Origin of the sequence: Nocardioides sp. Soil774 (assembly GCF_001428125.1) — a bacterium.
Lineage (GTDB): Bacteria > Actinomycetota > Actinomycetes > Propionibacteriales > Nocardioidaceae > Nocardioides.
This window is the reverse complement of sequence record NZ_LMSM01000008.1, coordinates 527936-544746: the sequence shown is the minus strand read 5'-3', so window position 1 is coordinate 544746 and position 16811 is coordinate 527936. Positions and strand designations below refer to the sequence as shown.

Genomic DNA, 16811 nt, shown 5'->3' with positions numbered 1-16811 from the left:
TGTGATGTCTCAGGACATCGGTGACAGTTCTGCATCAGGACATCGGTAACAGTTGGTGTCTCAGGACTTCGGTGACTCTTGGGGTGGCTTGGGCGGCATGCCTGGAGGTCTGCCGTTGCCGACGTACTTGATCCCCGGTGCTGGGCGGGTGTGCTCGATAAGGACTTCGCCGTCGAGGTCGGCGACGGTGATGGTGTCGCCGTCGGCGATGRCCAGGACGCGCTGGAAGGCGTGTTGTCCGCCGACCCGGTAGTGCACTCCGTCGAGCCAGAAGGTGCCGATGCTCGTCAGCTTCTTGATGGAGGTATCGGCCAGGAGCTGGCTCGGTTCGGGTGCCCGGCGGAGTCGAGGCGATCGTGCCTGTGCCATTAGCCGGTGGGCYGGGGTGGGGCCGGTGGTCGGCTGCTCGGGTCGTGGGCGGGGGGCTTCGGCCTTGTCTGTGGCATCCCAGGCGACCTGAGGTGTGGTGCGTCCGGGGAGTCCTTGGTGGGGGCGTTGGGTGTTGTAGATGTGGTCGAACGCGTCGACCTGGGTCTGCAGGGCGGCCAGTGTGTCGGCCAGTGGCTGCTTGTCGAGGTAGCGGAACAGGGTCTGGTGGAAGCGTTCGTTCTTGCCCTGGGTGGTCGGCTTGTAGGGCTTGCCGGTGATCGGCTCCACGCCCAGTCGTGACACGTGTTGCACCAGCTGACCGAGGTGCCCGCGCCGGGAGGGATTGAGCGCGGTGCCGTTGTCGGAAAGCAGCCGCTGCGGCACGCCGTGGGCGGCCACGGCCTTGTCGAACACGACGATCGCGGCGTCGGCGGTCTCACCCCACGCGACGTGGGAGGCGACCGCGTAGCGGGAGTGGTCGTCGATGAGCTGGAAGATCACGCACGTGCGCCCACCAGTGAGGACGTACTCGGTGGCATCGAGCTGCCAGCACGCGTTCGGTGCGGGGTAGACGAACCGACGCCATGCCGAGCGTGGCTTCTTCTTCGGCTCCAGACGTGCCACCCCGGCTTCGCGGAAGATCCGGGCCAGCGACGCGATCGACGGGACCGGGGCGAGCCCCATCGTGCGCATCTTGTCGTGCACGCTGATCGGGCCGTGGTCCAAGCCGGAAGAATCCAGCGCAGCACGGACCTGGATGGCTTGGGCCTTGACCTCTTCGCTGACCTTCGACGGGCTCGACCGCGGCCGACGGGACCGGGGTTCGAGCACCGCGGCCGGCCCGTCGACCCTGGCGCGCTTGCGTAGGTCGTAGAACGTCTTGCGGCTGATGTCGTGCTCGGCGCAGAACGTCGTGACAGCGCCCCGAGGAGCATCTTCAGGCCACTGCGCGATCGCGAGTCGGACACGGGGATCGAGGGGTTCATTGGCAGCCACCGCCAGAGCATCAGGTGCACACGGCGGGGAGAAGTGTCACCACCAAGGACACCGAAAGTGTCACCGATGTCCTGGTACAGGTTCGTCACCGATGTCCTGCGACATAACACTGGGCGGCGACTGTGTGATGTCTCAGGACATCGGTGACAGTTCTGCATCAGGACATCGGTAACAGTTGGTGTCTCAGGACTNTCTTCAGGCCACTGCGCGATCGCGAGTCGGACACGGGGATCGAGGGGTCATTGGCAGCCACCGCCAGAGCATCAGGTGCACACGGCGGGGAGAAGTGTCACCACCAAGGACACCGAAAGTGTCACCGATGTCCTGGTACAGGTTCGTCACCGATGTCCTGCGACATAACACACTCACCTTCCAGCGAGAGGGCAGGGATGTCGGAGGTTCGGTCCAGGAAGGGTCGACTCCGTACGGTCCCTCGGGCAGGGTTGCGTCGTCCCGCAACCGACCACGGAGGAGCGCGCGGTGTTCGCGATCATCGGCACGTGGCCCGTCGAGGGTCCCCTCGACGCGGAGGCCCTGGGGCACATCGCAGCAACCGTCAGCCAGCAACCGGGCTTCGTCCGTGCGATCTGGGGTCAGGCACCCGACTCGGACAGCGAGGCGCACGCCGTCGTGGTCCTGCAGGACGAGGCGAGCGCGCGGTCCATGGCGGACGGGATCAGGACTGCGATCCCCTCCGCGTCGGTGCAGGTCGTGCGGGTGCTGGCCGAGGCGTAGGGGGAGCAGCCTCAGTGCGCGACGCCGTACAACCGGTCGCCGGCGTCGCCGAGGCCCGGGACGATGTAGCCCTTCTCGTTGAGCTTCTCGTCCTGGGCGGCGGTCACGACGGTCACCGGGACGTCGAGGTCGGCGAGGCCGGCCTCGAGGTTGGCCACGCCCTCGGGCGCGACGAGCAGGCAGATGGCGGTGATGTCGTCGGCGCCGCGGTCGGTGAGGAAGCGGATGGCCGCGGCCAGGGTGCCGCCAGTGGCCAGCATCGGGTCGAGGACGTAGCACTGGCGACCGGAGAGGTCCTCGGGCAGGCGCTCGGCGTAGGTCGAGGCCTCGAGCGTCTCCTCGTTGCGCACCATCCCGAGGAAGCCCACCTCGGCCGTCGGCAGGAGCCGCATCATCCCGTCGAGCATGCCGAGACCGGCACGCAGGATCGGCACCACCATCGGCTTGGGCTGGGCGAGGTAGACGCCGGTGGTGGGCCCGACCGGGGTGGTGATGTCCAGCGGGTCGACGCGCACCTCGCGGGTCGCCTCGTAGGCGAGGAGGGTGACCAGCTCGTCGGTCAACCGCCGGAAGGTCGGCGAGTCGGTGTTCTCGTCGCGGAGGACGGTGAGCTTGTGGGAGACGAGGGGGTGGTTCACCACGTGCAGGCGCATGGCGCTCACCCTAGTGGGTCCGCGCCTGCACGCATCGTCCCCGACAAGAGGGTTGGCGGGCCCCCTGCTTTCTGCGACATTGGAGGTCTGATCACGGTGGGGAGGCCGGTCATGCCAGAGCAGAGCGGGGAGATCGACTTCGCGCTGGCCGCGTGGCTCGAGGACGGCGACTGGCAGGTCCAGGACATCGCCTCCCCGGCCTACGAGACCATCGAGTCGCTCAGCCACGCCCTGCGCCACGTGTCGGGCGAGGCGGGCGCGGTCGGCATGGTCGCGGTCGCCGAGGACTTCTTCGTGATCGTGCGCGTCGACCACACCACGGCCCGCGTGCTGCTCTCCGACGTCACCGCCGCCGACGAGTGGGAGCTCGCGCAGTCGGCGATCGACTTCCTCGGCCTGCCACCCCCGGAGGACGACGACGTCGAGGTGCCGGCCGGCGACCTCGAGCTGCTCGGCGACCTGGGCCTGCCCGCGAGCGAGCTCGGTGCCCTGCTCGACGACGTCGAGCTCTACCCTGACGAGATGCTGTCCGAGATCGCGCGCCGCCTCGGCTTCGGCGAGCTCTTCGACGACGCCGTGGGCCTCACCTCGGCATGAGGCCGCTCGAACCCTGGGCCGACCCGATGCGTCTGGCCCTCGCCGAGGCGCGTGCGGCGCTGGCCGGCGACGACGTACCGGTCGGGGCCGTCGTGCTCGACGAGGCCGGCACGGTCATCGGCACCGGCCGCAACACGCGTGAGTCCGACGCAGACCCGACCGGGCACGCCGAGGTGGTCGCGCTGCGCGCCGCGGCCGCCGCGCGCGGGGAGTGGCGGCTGACCGGCTGCACCCTCGTCGTCACGCTCGAGCCCTGCACGATGTGCGCCGGCGCGCTGGTGCTCGCCCGGGTCGACCGCCTCGTCTTCGGGGCGTACGACGACAAGCTGGGCGCGGTCGGCTCGCTCTGGGACGTGGTGCGCGACCGCCGCCTCAACCACCGCCCCGAGGTCGTCGCAGGCGTGCTGGCTGCGGAGTCGACCGCTCTGCTCGACGAGTTCTTCTCCCACCACCGGGCGGAGCGGGCGTGACCCTCGTCCGCCGCGCGACCGGCGACGACGCCGGGGTGCTCGGCCGGCTGCTGCACGACTTCAACACCGAGTTCGGGTCGGCGACCGACGAGGCCGACGTGCTGGGTGCCCGCTTCGCAGGCCTGCTCGCACGCGAGGACGTCGTCGCGGTGCTGGCGGAGGACGACGGCGCCGCGGTCGGCTTCGCGCTGGTCGTGCTGCGCCCGGCGATCTGGTTCGACGGACCGGTGTCCCACCTCGACGAGCTCTACGTCGTGCCGGGCCTGCGCGACCGCGGCACCGGCACCCTTCTCCTCGCGACGTGCCGGGAGGTCGCTGCCGCGCTCGGCTCGCCGGAGATGCACATCAACGTCGACGAGGTCGACGCCGACGCCCGCCGCTTCTACGAGCGCCGGGGCTTCGGCAACGTCGAGGACGGCACGGACTGGCGGATGCTCTGCTACGTCGGCCCGGTTTCGTGACGGTCGCGGAGCGACCTCCTCAACCACCGAGGCCGGCGGCCACCATCTCCTCGAGGCCCTCGGCCAGGCACGCGCGCAGCGCGTCGAGGTCGGCCACCGCGCTGGCGTCGACGTTGACGCCGATGCAGGCGGTGTCGCCCACCGTCACCAGGCACGCGGTCAGCGCGGCACCGGGCAGCGGCCCGAGGACGTACATCCCCTGCACCTCGGCACCGGCCATGAAGCGCTTGCGCGGCGGGCCGGGCAGCGTGAGGACGAAGGCGTCCGGCGCGACCGCCGTGCGCAGGGCCGAGGCCCCGACGAAGGACGGCATCCGGTTGAGCACCGGCGCGGTCGCGTCGAGCACCTCGAGCGCGCGCTCGGTGTGCAGCGAGAGCACCTCGCCGCGCACCGCGGCGACCCGGTCGACGGGGTCCTCGATCGAGAGCGGACCGGAGATGAGCGCGCCGGCGAAGCGGTTGCCGAGGTCGTCGGCGCGGTCGAGCGAGACCCGTACGCCGACGGGCAGCTCGCGCACAGGGCTGTCGCGCCGCGCGTGGTAGCGGCGCAGTCCGCCCAGCACCAGGGCGACCGCCGCGTCGTCGAGGGTGCCGCCGCCCTGCCTCGCGACCGTGCGCAGCGGCTCGAGCGGCGCCTCGAGGGTGAGGAACGTCCACATCTTGCCGGTGCGCGGGCCGAGCTCCGGCGAGGGCGGCGCGGCCTGGGTGAGCAGCCGGCGCACGGACGCGCCGTAGCGCAGCGCGGAGGAGACGACCGCCTGCGGCCGTACGGCGGCGTGGCCGAGGGTGCGTGCCGCCGCCCGGGCGGCGTCGGGCAGCGTGGAGACGTCGGTGCGCAGGCCGGCGACCGCGAGCTCCACCCCGTCGGTGCCGACCGGTGCCGCCGCGTCGTCACCGAGCGGCTTGCGCGGGGTGTGCGCGCGGCGGCCCGACTGCAGCATCGACAGCAGCTGCACGGTGCCGAGCGGGTCGGCGAGCGCGTGGTGGATCTTGAGGACGTAGGCCGCACTGTCGGGCAGCTCGAACAGCACGCCCTCCCACAGCGGACGGGACCGGTCGAAGGGCCGCAGGGCGACCTGCGCGGCCGCGGCCAGCATCTCCTCGCGGCTGTCGGCCCGCTCGCGGCGCAGGTGGTAGGCCAGGTCGAACGTCGGGTCGTCGGCCCAGGTCGGCGCTGCGGTGGGCACGACCGGGTCGACGACGCGCTGGCGCAGGCGGCGTACGAGCCCGGTGCCCCACTCCGTCGCGGCGACGAAGCGCTTCCAGTCGGGCGCGCGGTCGAGGTCGATGACGACCGTGCTGGTCGACGACTGCACGGGGTGGCGCTCGGCGCGCCAGAGCAGGGTCTGCATGGCGGTGAGCTCGGCGCCCGACGACCAGGCCGCCGCCCCGCCCCAGCGCTCGAAGTCCTCCGTGCTCGTCATGCCGGCCACCTCGCCAGTGTGTCCTCGAACTTCGCCCGCAGCGCGGCGATCCGCTCGCTCATGTCGTCGACGCTCCAGTCGGTCTCGGGCTCCAGCACGCACACGTCGACGACCCCGGGGTTGAGCACCAGCGAGCTGCGACGCATCAGCTCACCGGTGTTGCGCAGCACGACCGGCACGACCGGCACCCCCGCCTGCGCGGCGAGGTGGAACGCGCCCTTGCGGAACGGCCCGAGCGCCGGGGTCGGCGAGCGGGTGCCCTCGGGGAAGATCATGAGCGAGGTGCCGCCACGGATCCGGTCGACGACGCCGTCGAGGGTCGCGCGCGCCGACTCGGAGTCGGACCGGTCGATGTAGGCCGGGTCGATCACCACCGAGCCGATGACGGCGCGCGGGTCCCACCGCGCCTCCTTCTTGGCCACGATGGTGAAGTCACGCTCGAGCAGGTTGCCCAGCACGGGGATGTCGAGCGCGCTCTGGTGGTTGGCCACGAAGATCGCCGGACGGTGGGTCCACAGGCGCTCGCGGTGGAGCACCTCGACCTTCACCCCGGCCAGGGCCATCGGCAGCGAGGTGGCCAGCTTGATGGCGGTGTTGCGGCCCTCGCGCCGGTCGCCGCGGGTGAGGCCGTAGGCGATGCCGGCGGCGACACCGGCGTTCATCCCGGCGAGCGCGGCGACCGTGCGCCCCGCCGCGACGAGCGAGCCACCGACGGGGTCGGACAGGTCGAGCACCGGCCAGCCGAGCCGGCCGGCGGCGGCGCGCAGGTCGCGGTGCGGGTTGAGGGCGGTGGGGTGGCCGACGGAGGAGAGGAAGGCGACGTCCTCGTAGCCGTTGCCGTAGGCGTAGGACTCGCCCAGGTCGACGCCGTGCTCGCGGGCGAAGGCGCGTACGCCGCTGGCCTTGTGCCGGCCCCACAGCATCGGGCCGTCGGTCGCGCCGGTGAACTGGCCGTCCTCGACCACCAGCTGCGTGCACACGAGGTGCTCGACGCCGAGGTCGCGGGCGACCGGCGCGATCTGGTACTTCGTGGCCGCCGAGGCCACCGCGACCGTGTGCCCGGCACGCTGGTGGGCGTGCACCAGCGCGCGCGACTCGCGGCGGATGGTGCCGGCGATCTTGGAGCGGAAGAGCCGCTCACCGAGGTCGGCGAACGCCTCCTCGGACTCTCCGCGCATGGCCGAGAAGGCGACGTGGGCGATGCGGGTCGGGTCTCCCCCGAGCTCGCCGTCGACGGCGGTCACCACCGTGCGCAGGAACTCCGCCGGCGACACGTCGCGGCCCTTGAGCCGGTCGCCGTAGAACGTGGCCGCGGTGTAGCCCGCGACCAGGGTGCCGTCGAGGTCGAAGAACGCCCCGATCTTCGGGCCCTGCGGGCCCGCCTCGATGGCCTCGATCGCCTCGCGGGCCGCGGCGGAGAGGCCGCTCACCAGCGATCCCCGGCCTGCTCGGCGTCCTCCGCCTGCTCCGACCCCTCGGGCTCGTCGACCTGCGGCTGCACCACGACCACCGGCTCGCCGGCGATCTCGCCGATGATGTTGACCCGGCGCACCGAGTCGCGCAGCTCCGCGGCGAACGCCTCACGGGCCGAGCCGACACCGTCGCTGCCCTCGAGCAGGCCCTTGTGGCGCGCCAGCGCCATCGCGGTGCGGAAGAGCTCGAGCGAGATCGACTCCACGCTCGCGACCCTGCGCTGCAGCGCCCACTGCCGGCCCACGGCCAGCGCGTCGGCCAGCAGCGCGTCCTCGTCGACGGTGCTGTCGCCGTGGTCGGCGAGGCGGTCGGCGAGCACGAGGTAGGCGTCGAGGAAGGGCCGGAGCACCAGGTGGGCCAGGTGCGGACGCGCGCTGACCAGCAGCTCGCGGGCCCGTTCGGGCGTCATGTCGGTGACACCCTCGCCGCCGACGAGCAGCTGCAGCTCGGTGCGCAGGTCGTCCTCGAAGCCGGCGCGACCGGGGAAGAAGAACTCGAACTTCAGCAGGTCGCGCATCCGCTTCGCCTCCTCCCACCCGACCTGGAGCGCGCCGCCCGGGGGCAGCTCGGCGTCGGGCTCGAGCTCGCTGACGGTCAGCAGGGCGAGCTCGCCGATCGCCCGCTCGACGAGGATGTGGATCACCGTGTTGCGGTAGAACGCGGCGACCAGGTGCTGGTCGTCGCCGATCTTCCAGACCGGCTCGGTGCCCTGGTCGTACGCCGTCAGCACCCCGCTGCGAGCCAGCTCGGCGAGCGCGCGGCGGATGGTGGAGCGGTCGCGCAGGTCGGCCGCGCCGGCGACCGGCCAGTGGCGGGCGTCGATGTAGGCGGCGAGCGGCTCGACGGTCTCGAGCACCTCGTCCATGGTCAGCGCCCGGTCGGCGCCGAGGAGCGCGAGCGAGACGATCGCGGTCACGGTGACGGGCGTCGCCCGGTTGATCCGGTGGGAGATGTCGAGCGCGACCCGCTCGACCGCCTGGTGGCCGGTCACGCCCTCCGCGGCGAGGGCGTCCATGCGCTCGCGCAGGGAGAACGGCTCCCCGACGGTCAGGTAGGCGCGACCGAGGCGGTTGCGCTGCAGCCGCGCGAAGCGCACCAGCCAGCGCCAGTCCTCCGGGGTCTTGCTGGCGCCGCGCGCCTCCTCGGTCATCCGCGAGACCTCGTGCAGCTGGTCGTAGACGACCGAGACCGGCACGACCTGCACGTCGGGGGCGTCGTCGCCGCCGCCGTCGTGCACGGTGTCGGTGAGGTACTTCAGGATGCCGTGGACGGGCGGGCGGAGCTTGCCGGTGCGGGTGCGTCCGCCCTCGATCGACCAGGCGAGGTTGCGCTTGTTGGCCACCATCTGGCGGATGTAGGAGCGCAGCGCGAGCCGGTAGACCGGGATCTCCTGCGTGGAGCGTCGGATGAAGATGAGGCCGGTGCGGCTGGCGAACGAGCCGATGACCGGCAGGTTGAGGTTGGCCCCGCCGAAGGTGTAGGTCGGGGAGAACCGTCGTGACGACAGCGCGTTGGGGATGACCATGCCGTCGAGGTAGGAGCGGTGGCTGAAGGCCAGCGCCAGGCTGTGGTCGCGGTCCACCTTCTTCAGCATCTGCATGTCGTCCTCGTCGACGAGGACGTCGTAGGCACGCAGGAACCACTCGCCCATGCGCGCCCAGCCCTGCGAGGCGCGGTCGTCGTGGGCGGCGGCCATCTCGTGGAGGTAGCCCTTGACCTCCTCCCAGACCTCCTCCTCAGGACGGCGCTGCTCCTCGGCCGCCTCGGCCACGGCGCGCTGGAAGCGCTTGTCGTGCAGGAGCTCGGTCACCTCCTGCGGCGGGGCCGCGGGCAGCCGCTCCCCCACGCTCCGGGGCAGTGCGGCACGGGCGAGGTCTCGGACACGTCGGACGGCAGCCACCGGCAGCACCGCTCCTTCCCGCTCGCGCGAGGCGCGAGCACAGGCGTGCGCCGAAACGTACCTGCCGTACGCCGTCCCTGACCATGCCTCTGCTCCCGCGCCCCGCTCCGATCGCGGGCGAGCCGCCGGTTTCGACCTCACGGCCACCCTCCGGTAACCTTCCGCGCGGTGGCGTGTCCGAGCGGCCGAAGGTGCAACACTCGAAATGTTGTGTGGGGTCAAACCCACCGTGGGTTCAAATCCCACCGCCACCGCCAACAGAAAACAGCCTCTGACCTGCGAAGATGCCAGGTCAGAGGCTGTTTGATTTCCGGGCCGTGCCAGATACGTGCCAGATGAACCGAGACGTGTTCGCCCCGGAGGGCCCCGATCGTCCGGGGCTTTCACCACCGCGCGGACGGGATCTGCCGTGGCGCGGCCTCGAGATCTTCGAGCCTGATCCGGATGGCCCGTTTGCCGCAGCGGTACGCCGGGAGGGTGCCGGCGGCGATCCAGCGCCGGATCGTCTTGACCGAGACCGCCATGGACTCGGCTGCCTCCTCGAGGCTCAGGTAGACCGGAGCGGCGCGTCGCTCAGCCATCGGAGCGCACCTCTGCCCGGGTGGCGGTGGCGGAGGCGAGGAAGCGTCGGGCCTCGGCCACGGTGATGTAGAGCCGACCGACACCCTGGAAGCGGGCCCATCTGGGTCCGACGCCGCGCTGACGCCAGTCACGAACGGTGCGCTGCGGTGTGCGGATGAGCTCGCAGAACTCCTCGAACAGGATCAGGTTGTCGTCGTCCCAATCGTCTGGGATGCCGATGGGTGTGACCATCTCGTCGCCTTTCGTCGTGGCCGCCGATGGGTTCGGCGAGTCCTTTTCAAGAGAAGCAACATCGCGCTGCGCGGACCGGACGGCTGGTGGCCATTCCTGTCGAGATCAGCTTCTCCGTGTCTCCTACGTCGTCTTGGGGGCGCGCAGCGGTCACGTGGATCGGAGAACCTAGGTCCATCGACCTGGTTCAGCGGCCGATCCCGCGAGAGGCCGGTCGGGGGCTCGGGATCGGCTGGGGTGGGCGACTCGGGCCAGCGCGCAGCGCTGCGGCCTGTAGTCCGACGGAGGGCGGCCGCGCGGTGGGTCCGTACCGGTCGATGTCGTCTGCGGCCCTCTGTGCCGCGTGCCTGGGCCCAAGGTCCGCGCGGTCGCGGCTGAACACGTCGACCCACTGGCTGCGGGCGTCGTCGATGGACTCTGCGACGAGGTGGGCTGTGTTGCGGTGGCGGCCACGGGTCATGGCGACGTATGCCGAGGCGGCGCCGGTGGTCTCACCAAGTGCGAAGTGTGCCGAGTCGACGGTCTCGCCTTGCGCTCCGTAGGCGGTGGTGGTGAAGGCGAGCTCGACGTGCTTGCGGACGTACTCCGCCGGCAGCGTGCGATGGCCCGCCCGGCCAGTGACCAGGACGCTGCCGTCGTCGCTGATTCCGGCCACGGTCCAGGTGTCGCGGTTGGCGACGTCGAGGTCGCGGTTGTTGCGCCTGGTAGCGACTCGGTCGCCTAGACCGATCCGCTCACCACGACGCGTGACGGGCTCACTGACCCCTTCACCCGGGCGCTCACCAGATTGCTCACCGACTGGTGTGCCAATGCCGTGGCGACGGTCGCGGATGGCTGCGTTGAGGGCACCGACTTGGTCGCGGGTATCGGCGATGACGAGCTGGTCACCGTTATCCGCACCGTTAGCGCCGATGGCGGCCAGGGCTGCCGCGCGTTCGACCTCGCTGGCATGGAGGACGATCTGCCCGCGTTCGAGGAGGGCGTCGAAGACCTCACCAGACCGCTCACTCGTGCGCATGAGCAGGCTGAGGTCGGCGTAGGCGGGATCGGCGAACCGGTGGACCGACTCAAGCTCGTGGTGCGCTCCGGGTGCCACCCAGCGCGTGGCGAGGTCGAGAACGCCGCCGCGGCCGACCGCCGGCAGCTGGTGGCGGTCACCTAGCAGCGCAACCGTGGCGTGCGCGCGGTCGGCGATGGCGAACAGCGCCCGGGCGGTGTCCTGGTCAAGCATCCCGGCCTCGTCCACCAAGAGAACGTCACCAGAAGCCAGACGTGCCCGGGCCTCAGGTGCAGCGTCTGTCTGCGACCAGTGGCCGTCCTCATCCCACCTATACCCGTGTTGGTGGACGAGCCAGGCGGCAGAGAACGCGTCGGCACCGACCTGCTCCCGAGCTGCCTGAGCAGCCTTGAGGGTCGGGGTGACGACCACGAGCCGTCGGTCGTACGCGTCGAGCAGGTCGCGTGCGATGGCGAGGGTCGTGGTCTTTCCGGTGCCGGCGGCGCCCTCGATCACGAGCAGACCCGCATCACCGACCAGCGCCGCGACGACGCGGCGTTGTGCAGGGTCGAGGTGCTCGATGCCCCGGAGCCTGACTGCGGCGCTCACCGGCCTCGACGCCCGCGCGACGACGGTGTTGGCGAGGTCGGCCTCGACGGCGAGGACCCGCTCGGAGGTCAGGCTGCGGACGTGCTCGGGGACATCGTCGCGTTTCAGCAGCGGCACACACCGCGTCTGGGCACGCTCGGCGATGTCCTCGACCAGCTCGTGCCGGACCGCTCGTTCGGCGACGATCCCGACGGAGGCGATGAGCCGTTCGACCTCGCCCCGGATGTCCGGTGCGTTCCACGCCGAGCGCCTGGACCCGAGCCTGGTCAGCACCAGGTCGGCGGCGACGTCGCGGTCGATCTGACCGATCTGCAGACCCAGCTGCGTCGTCAGGTTGGTGGGCGCGGTGGTGGCTGGGGTGGTCGGTGGGGTGAAGCCGAGGTCGCGCAGCTCTCGGTTCCATGCGGCGACGAGGTCGGCGCCGCTGCGGGGCACGACCTTGTCTGGCCTAGCGTCGGCCCACGCGCGTCGGTCCCAGGTCTGACGCAGTCGCGGTCCGGGCTCCTGGCTGGGGTGCTCGACACGCCACGCGGCCTCGTACCGGTCGACGTTGCGCCCGATCTGCGCGGCGCGCTGGCTGAACCCGCCGGCATACGGCGCGAGCTGCTCGATCTCGCCGTCGTCATCGAGGGTGTAGCCGCGCGCGGCAAGGGCGGCCCTGAACTCCGGGTCGCACATCACCGCCGCGTGCCCAATCCCGTTGACCGCATCGATACTGTCGACGACTCCGACCGAGTGCAGTCCCCGCCACGCCCCGCGCGCAGAAACACGGGCGTTGATCTGCACATGAAGGTGACGGTGCGGGTCCCCGGCACGCGAGGTGTAGTGCCGCACCACTGCCGCCTCGAGCTGCTCCACCGGGACCTGCACCTGCCGACCACGTGGACCCACGCGGGTAGTGGCGTGCTCGCCGACCCACGCGATCACCTCACCCGCCGCCCGATCCATCGCCGCGTCGTAGGCCGCCGCGATCTCAGAGTGCAGCGCTGCGGCAAGCGACCAGGACTTCGGTCCGTTTATTACGACCTCGACGAACCGCAGCGCATGCGCGTCGTCGCGCAGCCGCCCCTTGGCTGTTCCAGTTTCAACGTCGTGGCCGGCGACCCACTGCTCGTAGGCGTCGCCATCGAGCGTCCCCCCGTACTGAACTGCGCAGACACCGCGTCCCCCCTCCCCCGGCGGAGTCGTGGCGACGTAACGCTCGGCCACTCCGGAGCCCTCGGCCAGGTAGTAGTCGTCGGCACGCGAGTGGTCGGCTTCGACGTAGGACCGCGCGGCGGACGCGGCGCCGCGGTAGAACTTGACCCCACCGTGCACGCCCGTCACCGCCCGTCAGTACTCGTCACTTAACCTTGAAATGACGCTCGGCCCGCCCCGAGGGGCGGACCGATCTACGGACCTTCGTAGCATGCGTGCCGCTCAGTTTGAAGGTCTTCGAAGGCGTTCTGGGAGAACGGAACTGGGACTCGTCACTCATCGTCAACGCGTAGCCATGACTCAGAAGTGGAGGAGTCACGCGGTTTCGAATAGCGACGCTGAGATGTCACAGGGTGGCTACCCCGGTGGTGGTGTAACGCTGCGTGATCCTGGGCGGCTCGCGCATGGGGTTCGGTCGCGGGTCCCAATGCGGTCTCACAACATCGCGGCGGCGACCGCGAAGCCGCCCGCGCAGGCGCCCAGTCCCAGGGCCAGGTTTGCGACACTGTTGGCTGCGGCGGTCAGGACCGACCCTTGCTCGAGCAGCCGGATGGTCTCGAACCCGAAGGTAGAGAAGGTCGTGAGCGCTCCGCAGAACCCGGCGCCGACCAACGTCAGCCCCCACCCCGGCGCCCCGAGGTCGATGACCGCGGCTGCGGTGACGCCCAAGATCAGGGAGCCGAGGACGTTGACGGTGAAGGTGCCCCAGGGGAAGACGCTGTCGTGTCGTGACTGCACGAACAGGTCTGTGAGGTAGCGCAGGGGCGCGCCGATCGCGCCGCCGAGCAGCACCATCGCGACCGTCACCGGTGGTCCTCTGCTCGTCCGGACGGGCGGCGGCCGGCGTACCGGATGACCTCGACCGGGTCCAGGATTACCAGCCCCTCGATCTCAAGGTCCTCCAACTCGGGGAGGAAGGCCCGGATCCGTTCCTCGGTGTCGACGATGCATATTGCGACGGGGAGGTCCCCGCTCATCGACAACAGCCGGGTGGTGTGGATGTGGTTGGATTTGCCGAACCCCTCGATGCCGCGCAGGACGCTGGCGCCGGCGAGTCCGGCCCGGTGTGCCCGGTGCACGATCTCGGTGTAGACCGGGTGGTGGTGGGTCTGGTCGGACTCCCCCACCATGATGGTCAGCCTGGTCGCAGGCCCTTCTCGCGTCATGAATTCCTCACTTGGTGATCGATGGGCTCGATGGTGGACTGCTCGGGGTACCGACGCCGTCGTCGGCGCGGCCATCCGAACGCCACCATGCGTGCGGAAGCGATGCCGAGCCACACCGCGCACAGCCCGACCAGCAGCGACCCGCCCAGATAGGTGAAGGCGGTGACCAGCTGGCCCTCGGCGAGCAAGTGCCAGGTCTCCAGCATGTAGGTCGAGAACGTCGTGTAGCCGCCCAGGACGCCGACGCCGAGGAAGGGGCGCAGGTAGCGATGTGGTGGCCACACGTCGAGTACGAACACCATCAGCGCGCCGAGGGCGAAGCCCCCGGAGATGTTCTCGATGAACGTCGCCCACGGAAAGGTCGAGCCCGTCCACGGGACGAGTGCCCCGACACCCCACCGGGCCAGGCTCCCCAGGGCTCCGCCGGCACTGATGGCCAGCAGCACGTCCCACCGCGACCTCAGAAAGGAGAGCCAACGGTGCGGCCCGTTTGCGACGGTGTCCGTCGCCGTGTCGGGATCCATGGGGAGGTTGACCAGGCGATCGACCGCCATGGGGTCATTGCTTTCGGGCACACGAACTCCTACCTGTCTCAGGTAGGGACTGTTGGTGGCCCGGCGCCACGGTTGTCGGCGAGCCCCACCGCCATCGTGTGCTCTCATGCTAACCAACTCCGGGCCACGCGGGCGACCCGACCGCCCGGACACGTCACCGCACCCACGCAGCGTCTGAGAACGCGGGCGACATCGCCGCAGGCTCAGGCCGGTGCGCGCAGGAGGTGGCCGGAGAACACACCCTGCCCGGTGCGCACCGCCACCGCGCCCCAGGCCAGGAGGAGGCCGACGTAGAAGATGACTGCGGCGATTGCCAGGAAGTGCGCACCCGTGATGGCGGCCAGTCCTGAGGTCCCGGTGACGACAGTGCCGACCGGGAAGGTGAAGGACCACCAGGTCAGCGAGAAGGGCATCCCTGCTCGCACGGTGCGGACCGTGATGGCGATCGCGAGCGCGAGCCACAGCATGGCGAAGCCCCACATGGGTGCGCCGTAGACGAGCCCCATGGCCTCGAAGGCGCGCCCGTACGGTGCGGGGTAGACGTCGATGGCTGTCGCGCCGAGGGTGTGCGCGGCGGTGATCGACTGGCCGAGCGGGCCGAGCACGATCCACAGCGTGGGCACCGCGGCGGCGGCCCCGACCTTGTGGTGCACCAGCCGGCTCCAGATCATCGTGATCACGACAAGGCTGGCCACGATGGTCAGGCCGAACATCATCGTGCAGGCCAGCTGCATGCTGAGCTGCCACTGACCGGCGGGCAGGTGGGGCAGCAGCAGCGGACCGGTGGCCGCGCTGACCATGGGCGGCACGACGGGCATCAGCCAGCCTCCGAAGGCGGCGTCCGGCTTCACCTCGTGGGTGGTGAAGGCCTTGTAGGGCACGGCAACCGCAGTCCAGAGACCGAGCAGGGTGCCGGCGGTCCAGAGCACGAAGTCGATGCCCACGGCTGTGCCTTGGCCGACCAGCGGCTGACCGACCAGCAGCGCACCTGCACCGACGGTCATCAGCGCCATGGCCGGCGCGCCGTAGAAGTGCGACATCGCAGGGTTTTCGAGGTGTCCCCGTGCGATGCGAGGGTGCTGCGTCCAGTGGATGATCGTGGCCGTACTGATGACGGCGAGCAGGATCACGTCGAGCACCCACACGGTCCGTGCGAACAACAGCAGGCCGGGGACCTCGACGGGCAACGTCGCGGCGGCGTTCGCGACGATGCCGGTACCCATCACCGAGGCGAACCAGTTCGGGCCGATGAACCCGAACGCGGGCTGTCCTTCGAGAGCGCTCAGGAAGGTACGACGATCCGCGGGGCGCACGCTGGTGCTGGTGCGGGATTCAAGAATGCTCATGACTTCAGTCTGCGAGCGCGCACGGTCGGTCAGTAGTCCCCGCCGAGTTGTGCATCCACAACCGGGGCTTGTGACTACCGGTAAGTTGGCCCTGTGGCTTCTTCCCATCTTCCCGATCTTGATGGACTGCGGCTGCTCGTGGGCATCGCCCGCCATGGCAGCATCGGTGGCACGGCACGCGCCAACGGCATGAGCCAGCAGGCCGCGTCCGAACGTGTGCGGGGAATGGAGGCCCAGACAGGGCTGACGCTCGTGCGACGTGGCGCACGTGGATCACAGCTCACCGAGGCCGGCGTGGTCGTGGCCGAGTGGGCGGCGAGGTTGCTCGATCTGGCCGACGAGGTAGACACCGCGATCGAGGGGTTGCGCGGCGACCGTAGTCGCGAGCTCGTGGTGTGGGCCAGCATGACGATCGCGGAGAGTCTGATCCCCCGCTGGCTGGTGCAGTTGCGCCAGCGACAGCAGAGCGAGGGCTACCGGGCGACGGCAGTGAGTCTCCATGCCTCCAACAGCCGAGACGTGGTCGAAGCGGTTCGCGCAGGAACAGCCCACGTGGGCTTCGTCGAGGGAGTCGATGCGCCGGTGGCGGTGCGGTCGGTGACCGTCGCCCAGGACGAGCTCGTCCTGGTCACGGCGGCCGGCACACCGCTGAGTCGACGACGCACCCCGCTGTTGCCCGACGAGGTGGCAGAACTTGCGCTGACCAGTCGTGAGCAGGGCTCGGGAACCCGCGAGGTTCTTGAGATCGCCTTGGCCAGGCATGGCTTGGTGGTGGGCGACCCAGAGGTGGAGCTCACCACCGCGACCGCCGTCCGCGAAGCGGTCCTTGCCGGCAGCGCGCCGGCGTTCCTCAGCCGTCGTGTCGTCGCACGCGACGTGGATTCCGGGAGCCTGAGCGTCGTGGCGGTCTTGGACCTCGATCTGCGACGGTATTTCCGCGCCGTCTGGGTCGGAACCAAGAGCCCGCCGGCCGGGGTGGTGCGTGACCTCGTCGCGATCGCGCGTGCGGCTGAGCGCTGACCACCACGGCGTCTACACACGAATTGGTGGCC

At 70.5% G+C, this 16811-nt stretch carries 17 protein-coding genes and 1 tRNA gene; 6 read left to right on the top strand and 12 right to left on the bottom strand.

Translation table 11 applies throughout. The annotated features are described in order from the left end of the window. Nucleotides 1–60: 60 nt before the first annotated feature. Complete coding sequence (locus ASG76_RS13945) at nt 61–1323, bottom strand: integrase core domain-containing protein (RefSeq protein ID WP_082587552.1); 1263 nt, start codon at nt 1321–1323, stop codon at nt 61–63. Between the two features lie 522 nt (nt 1324–1845). Between ASG76_RS13945 and ASG76_RS13940 the strand changes: the two genes are divergently transcribed. Next, the gene (locus tag ASG76_RS13940; protein WP_056604347.1) at nt 1846–2100 is read left to right on the top strand and encodes a hypothetical protein; all 255 of its coding nucleotides are present in this window, start codon (nt 1846–1848) and stop codon (nt 2098–2100) included. A gap of 11 nt (nt 2101–2111) precedes the next feature. Here ASG76_RS13940 and upp read toward each other — a convergent pair whose 3' ends face one another. Next, a complete protein-coding gene (upp, locus tag ASG76_RS13935) occupies nt 2112–2753 on the bottom strand; it encodes a uracil phosphoribosyltransferase (protein ID WP_056604344.1) in 642 nt (213 codons plus the stop codon). 111 nt (nt 2754–2864) lie between these two features. Between upp and ASG76_RS13930 the strand changes: the two genes are divergently transcribed. From ASG76_RS13930 to ASG76_RS13920, 3 genes are read left to right on the top strand one after another with little or no spacing between them, the layout of a single operon-like run. Then, on the top strand, nt 2865–3350 hold the full coding sequence (locus ASG76_RS13930) for a tRNA adenosine deaminase-associated protein (protein ID WP_056604341.1): 486 nt from the start codon (nt 2865–2867) through the stop codon (nt 3348–3350). Then, a complete protein-coding gene (locus tag ASG76_RS13925) occupies nt 3347–3820 on the top strand; it encodes a nucleoside deaminase (protein ID WP_056604338.1) in 474 nt (157 codons plus the stop codon). The genes ASG76_RS13930 and ASG76_RS13925 overlap by 4 nt, the downstream gene beginning before the upstream one ends. Continuing rightward, on the top strand, nt 3817–4281 hold the full coding sequence (locus ASG76_RS13920) for a GNAT family N-acetyltransferase (protein ID WP_056604335.1): 465 nt from the start codon (nt 3817–3819) through the stop codon (nt 4279–4281). Before ASG76_RS13925 ends, ASG76_RS13920 begins: the two co-directional genes overlap by 4 nt. A gap of 19 nt (nt 4282–4300) precedes the next feature. Here the strand turns inward: ASG76_RS13920 and ASG76_RS13915 are convergent, their stop codons facing one another. The 3 genes from ASG76_RS13915 to ASG76_RS13905 are packed head-to-tail and all read right to left on the bottom strand — an operon-like array spanning nt 4301 to nt 9077. Further along, entirely contained in the window at nt 4301–5704 is a 1404-nt protein-coding gene (locus tag ASG76_RS13915) for a wax ester/triacylglycerol synthase domain-containing protein (protein ID WP_157559117.1), read from the bottom strand. After that, entirely contained in the window at nt 5701–7134 is a 1434-nt protein-coding gene (locus ASG76_RS13910; RefSeq protein WP_056604329.1) for an HAD-IB family hydrolase, read from the bottom strand. The genes ASG76_RS13915 and ASG76_RS13910 overlap by 4 nt, the downstream gene beginning before the upstream one ends. Then, nucleotides 7131–9077, bottom strand: a complete 1947-nt coding sequence (locus tag ASG76_RS13905; protein WP_162254113.1) for a lysophospholipid acyltransferase — start codon at nt 9075–9077, stop codon at nt 7131–7133. Before ASG76_RS13905 ends, ASG76_RS13910 begins: the two co-directional genes overlap by 4 nt. 167 nt (nt 9078–9244) lie before the next feature. On the opposite strand from ASG76_RS13905, the gene ASG76_RS13900 reads away from it, so the two are divergent. Then, nucleotides 9245–9334 (top strand) — tRNA-Ser (locus ASG76_RS13900). 126 nt (nt 9335–9460) lie between these two features. Here the strand turns inward: ASG76_RS13900 and ASG76_RS13895 are convergent. The 7 genes from ASG76_RS13895 to ASG76_RS13865 form a co-directional block, all read right to left on the bottom strand. Further along, nucleotides 9461–9658: a helix-turn-helix domain-containing protein gene (locus ASG76_RS13895; protein ID WP_056604326.1), complete on the bottom strand. Its 198-nt coding sequence runs from the start codon at nt 9656–9658 to the stop codon at nt 9461–9463. Beyond that, complete coding sequence (locus ASG76_RS13890) at nt 9651–9890, bottom strand: hypothetical protein (protein ID WP_056604322.1); 240 nt, start codon at nt 9888–9890, stop codon at nt 9651–9653. Before ASG76_RS13890 ends, ASG76_RS13895 begins: the two co-directional genes overlap by 8 nt. Before the next feature lie 187 nt (nt 9891–10077). Next, on the bottom strand, nt 10078–12822 hold the full coding sequence (gene mobF / locus ASG76_RS13885; RefSeq protein ID WP_235529608.1) for a MobF family relaxase: 2745 nt from the start codon (nt 12820–12822) through the stop codon (nt 10078–10080). A 306-nt stretch (nt 12823–13128) separates the two neighbouring features. After that, the gene (crcB, locus tag ASG76_RS13880; RefSeq protein WP_056604319.1) at nt 13129–13500 is read right to left on the bottom strand and encodes a fluoride efflux transporter CrcB; all 372 of its coding nucleotides are present in this window, start codon (nt 13498–13500) and stop codon (nt 13129–13131) included. Then, the gene (locus ASG76_RS13875) at nt 13497–13859 is read right to left on the bottom strand and encodes a DUF190 domain-containing protein (protein ID WP_056604315.1); all 363 of its coding nucleotides are present in this window, start codon (nt 13857–13859) and stop codon (nt 13497–13499) included. The genes crcB and ASG76_RS13875 overlap by 4 nt, the downstream gene beginning before the upstream one ends. After that, nucleotides 13856–14413: a fluoride efflux transporter FluC gene (locus tag ASG76_RS13870; protein ID WP_082587519.1), complete on the bottom strand. Its 558-nt coding sequence runs from the start codon at nt 14411–14413 to the stop codon at nt 13856–13858. The genes ASG76_RS13875 and ASG76_RS13870 overlap by 4 nt, the downstream gene beginning before the upstream one ends. 203 nt (nt 14414–14616) lie before the next feature. Beyond that, the gene (locus ASG76_RS13865; protein ID WP_056604312.1) at nt 14617–15759 is read right to left on the bottom strand and encodes a TDT family transporter; all 1143 of its coding nucleotides are present in this window, start codon (nt 15757–15759) and stop codon (nt 14617–14619) included. A gap of 93 nt (nt 15760–15852) precedes the next feature. Between ASG76_RS13865 and ASG76_RS13860 the strand changes: the two genes are divergently transcribed. Next, nucleotides 15853–16779 (top strand): LysR family transcriptional regulator, encoded by a 927-nt coding sequence (locus tag ASG76_RS13860; RefSeq protein WP_056604309.1) that lies wholly within the window; start codon nt 15853–15855, stop codon nt 16777–16779. The last annotated feature ends 32 nt before the right edge of the window (nt 16780–16811 follow it).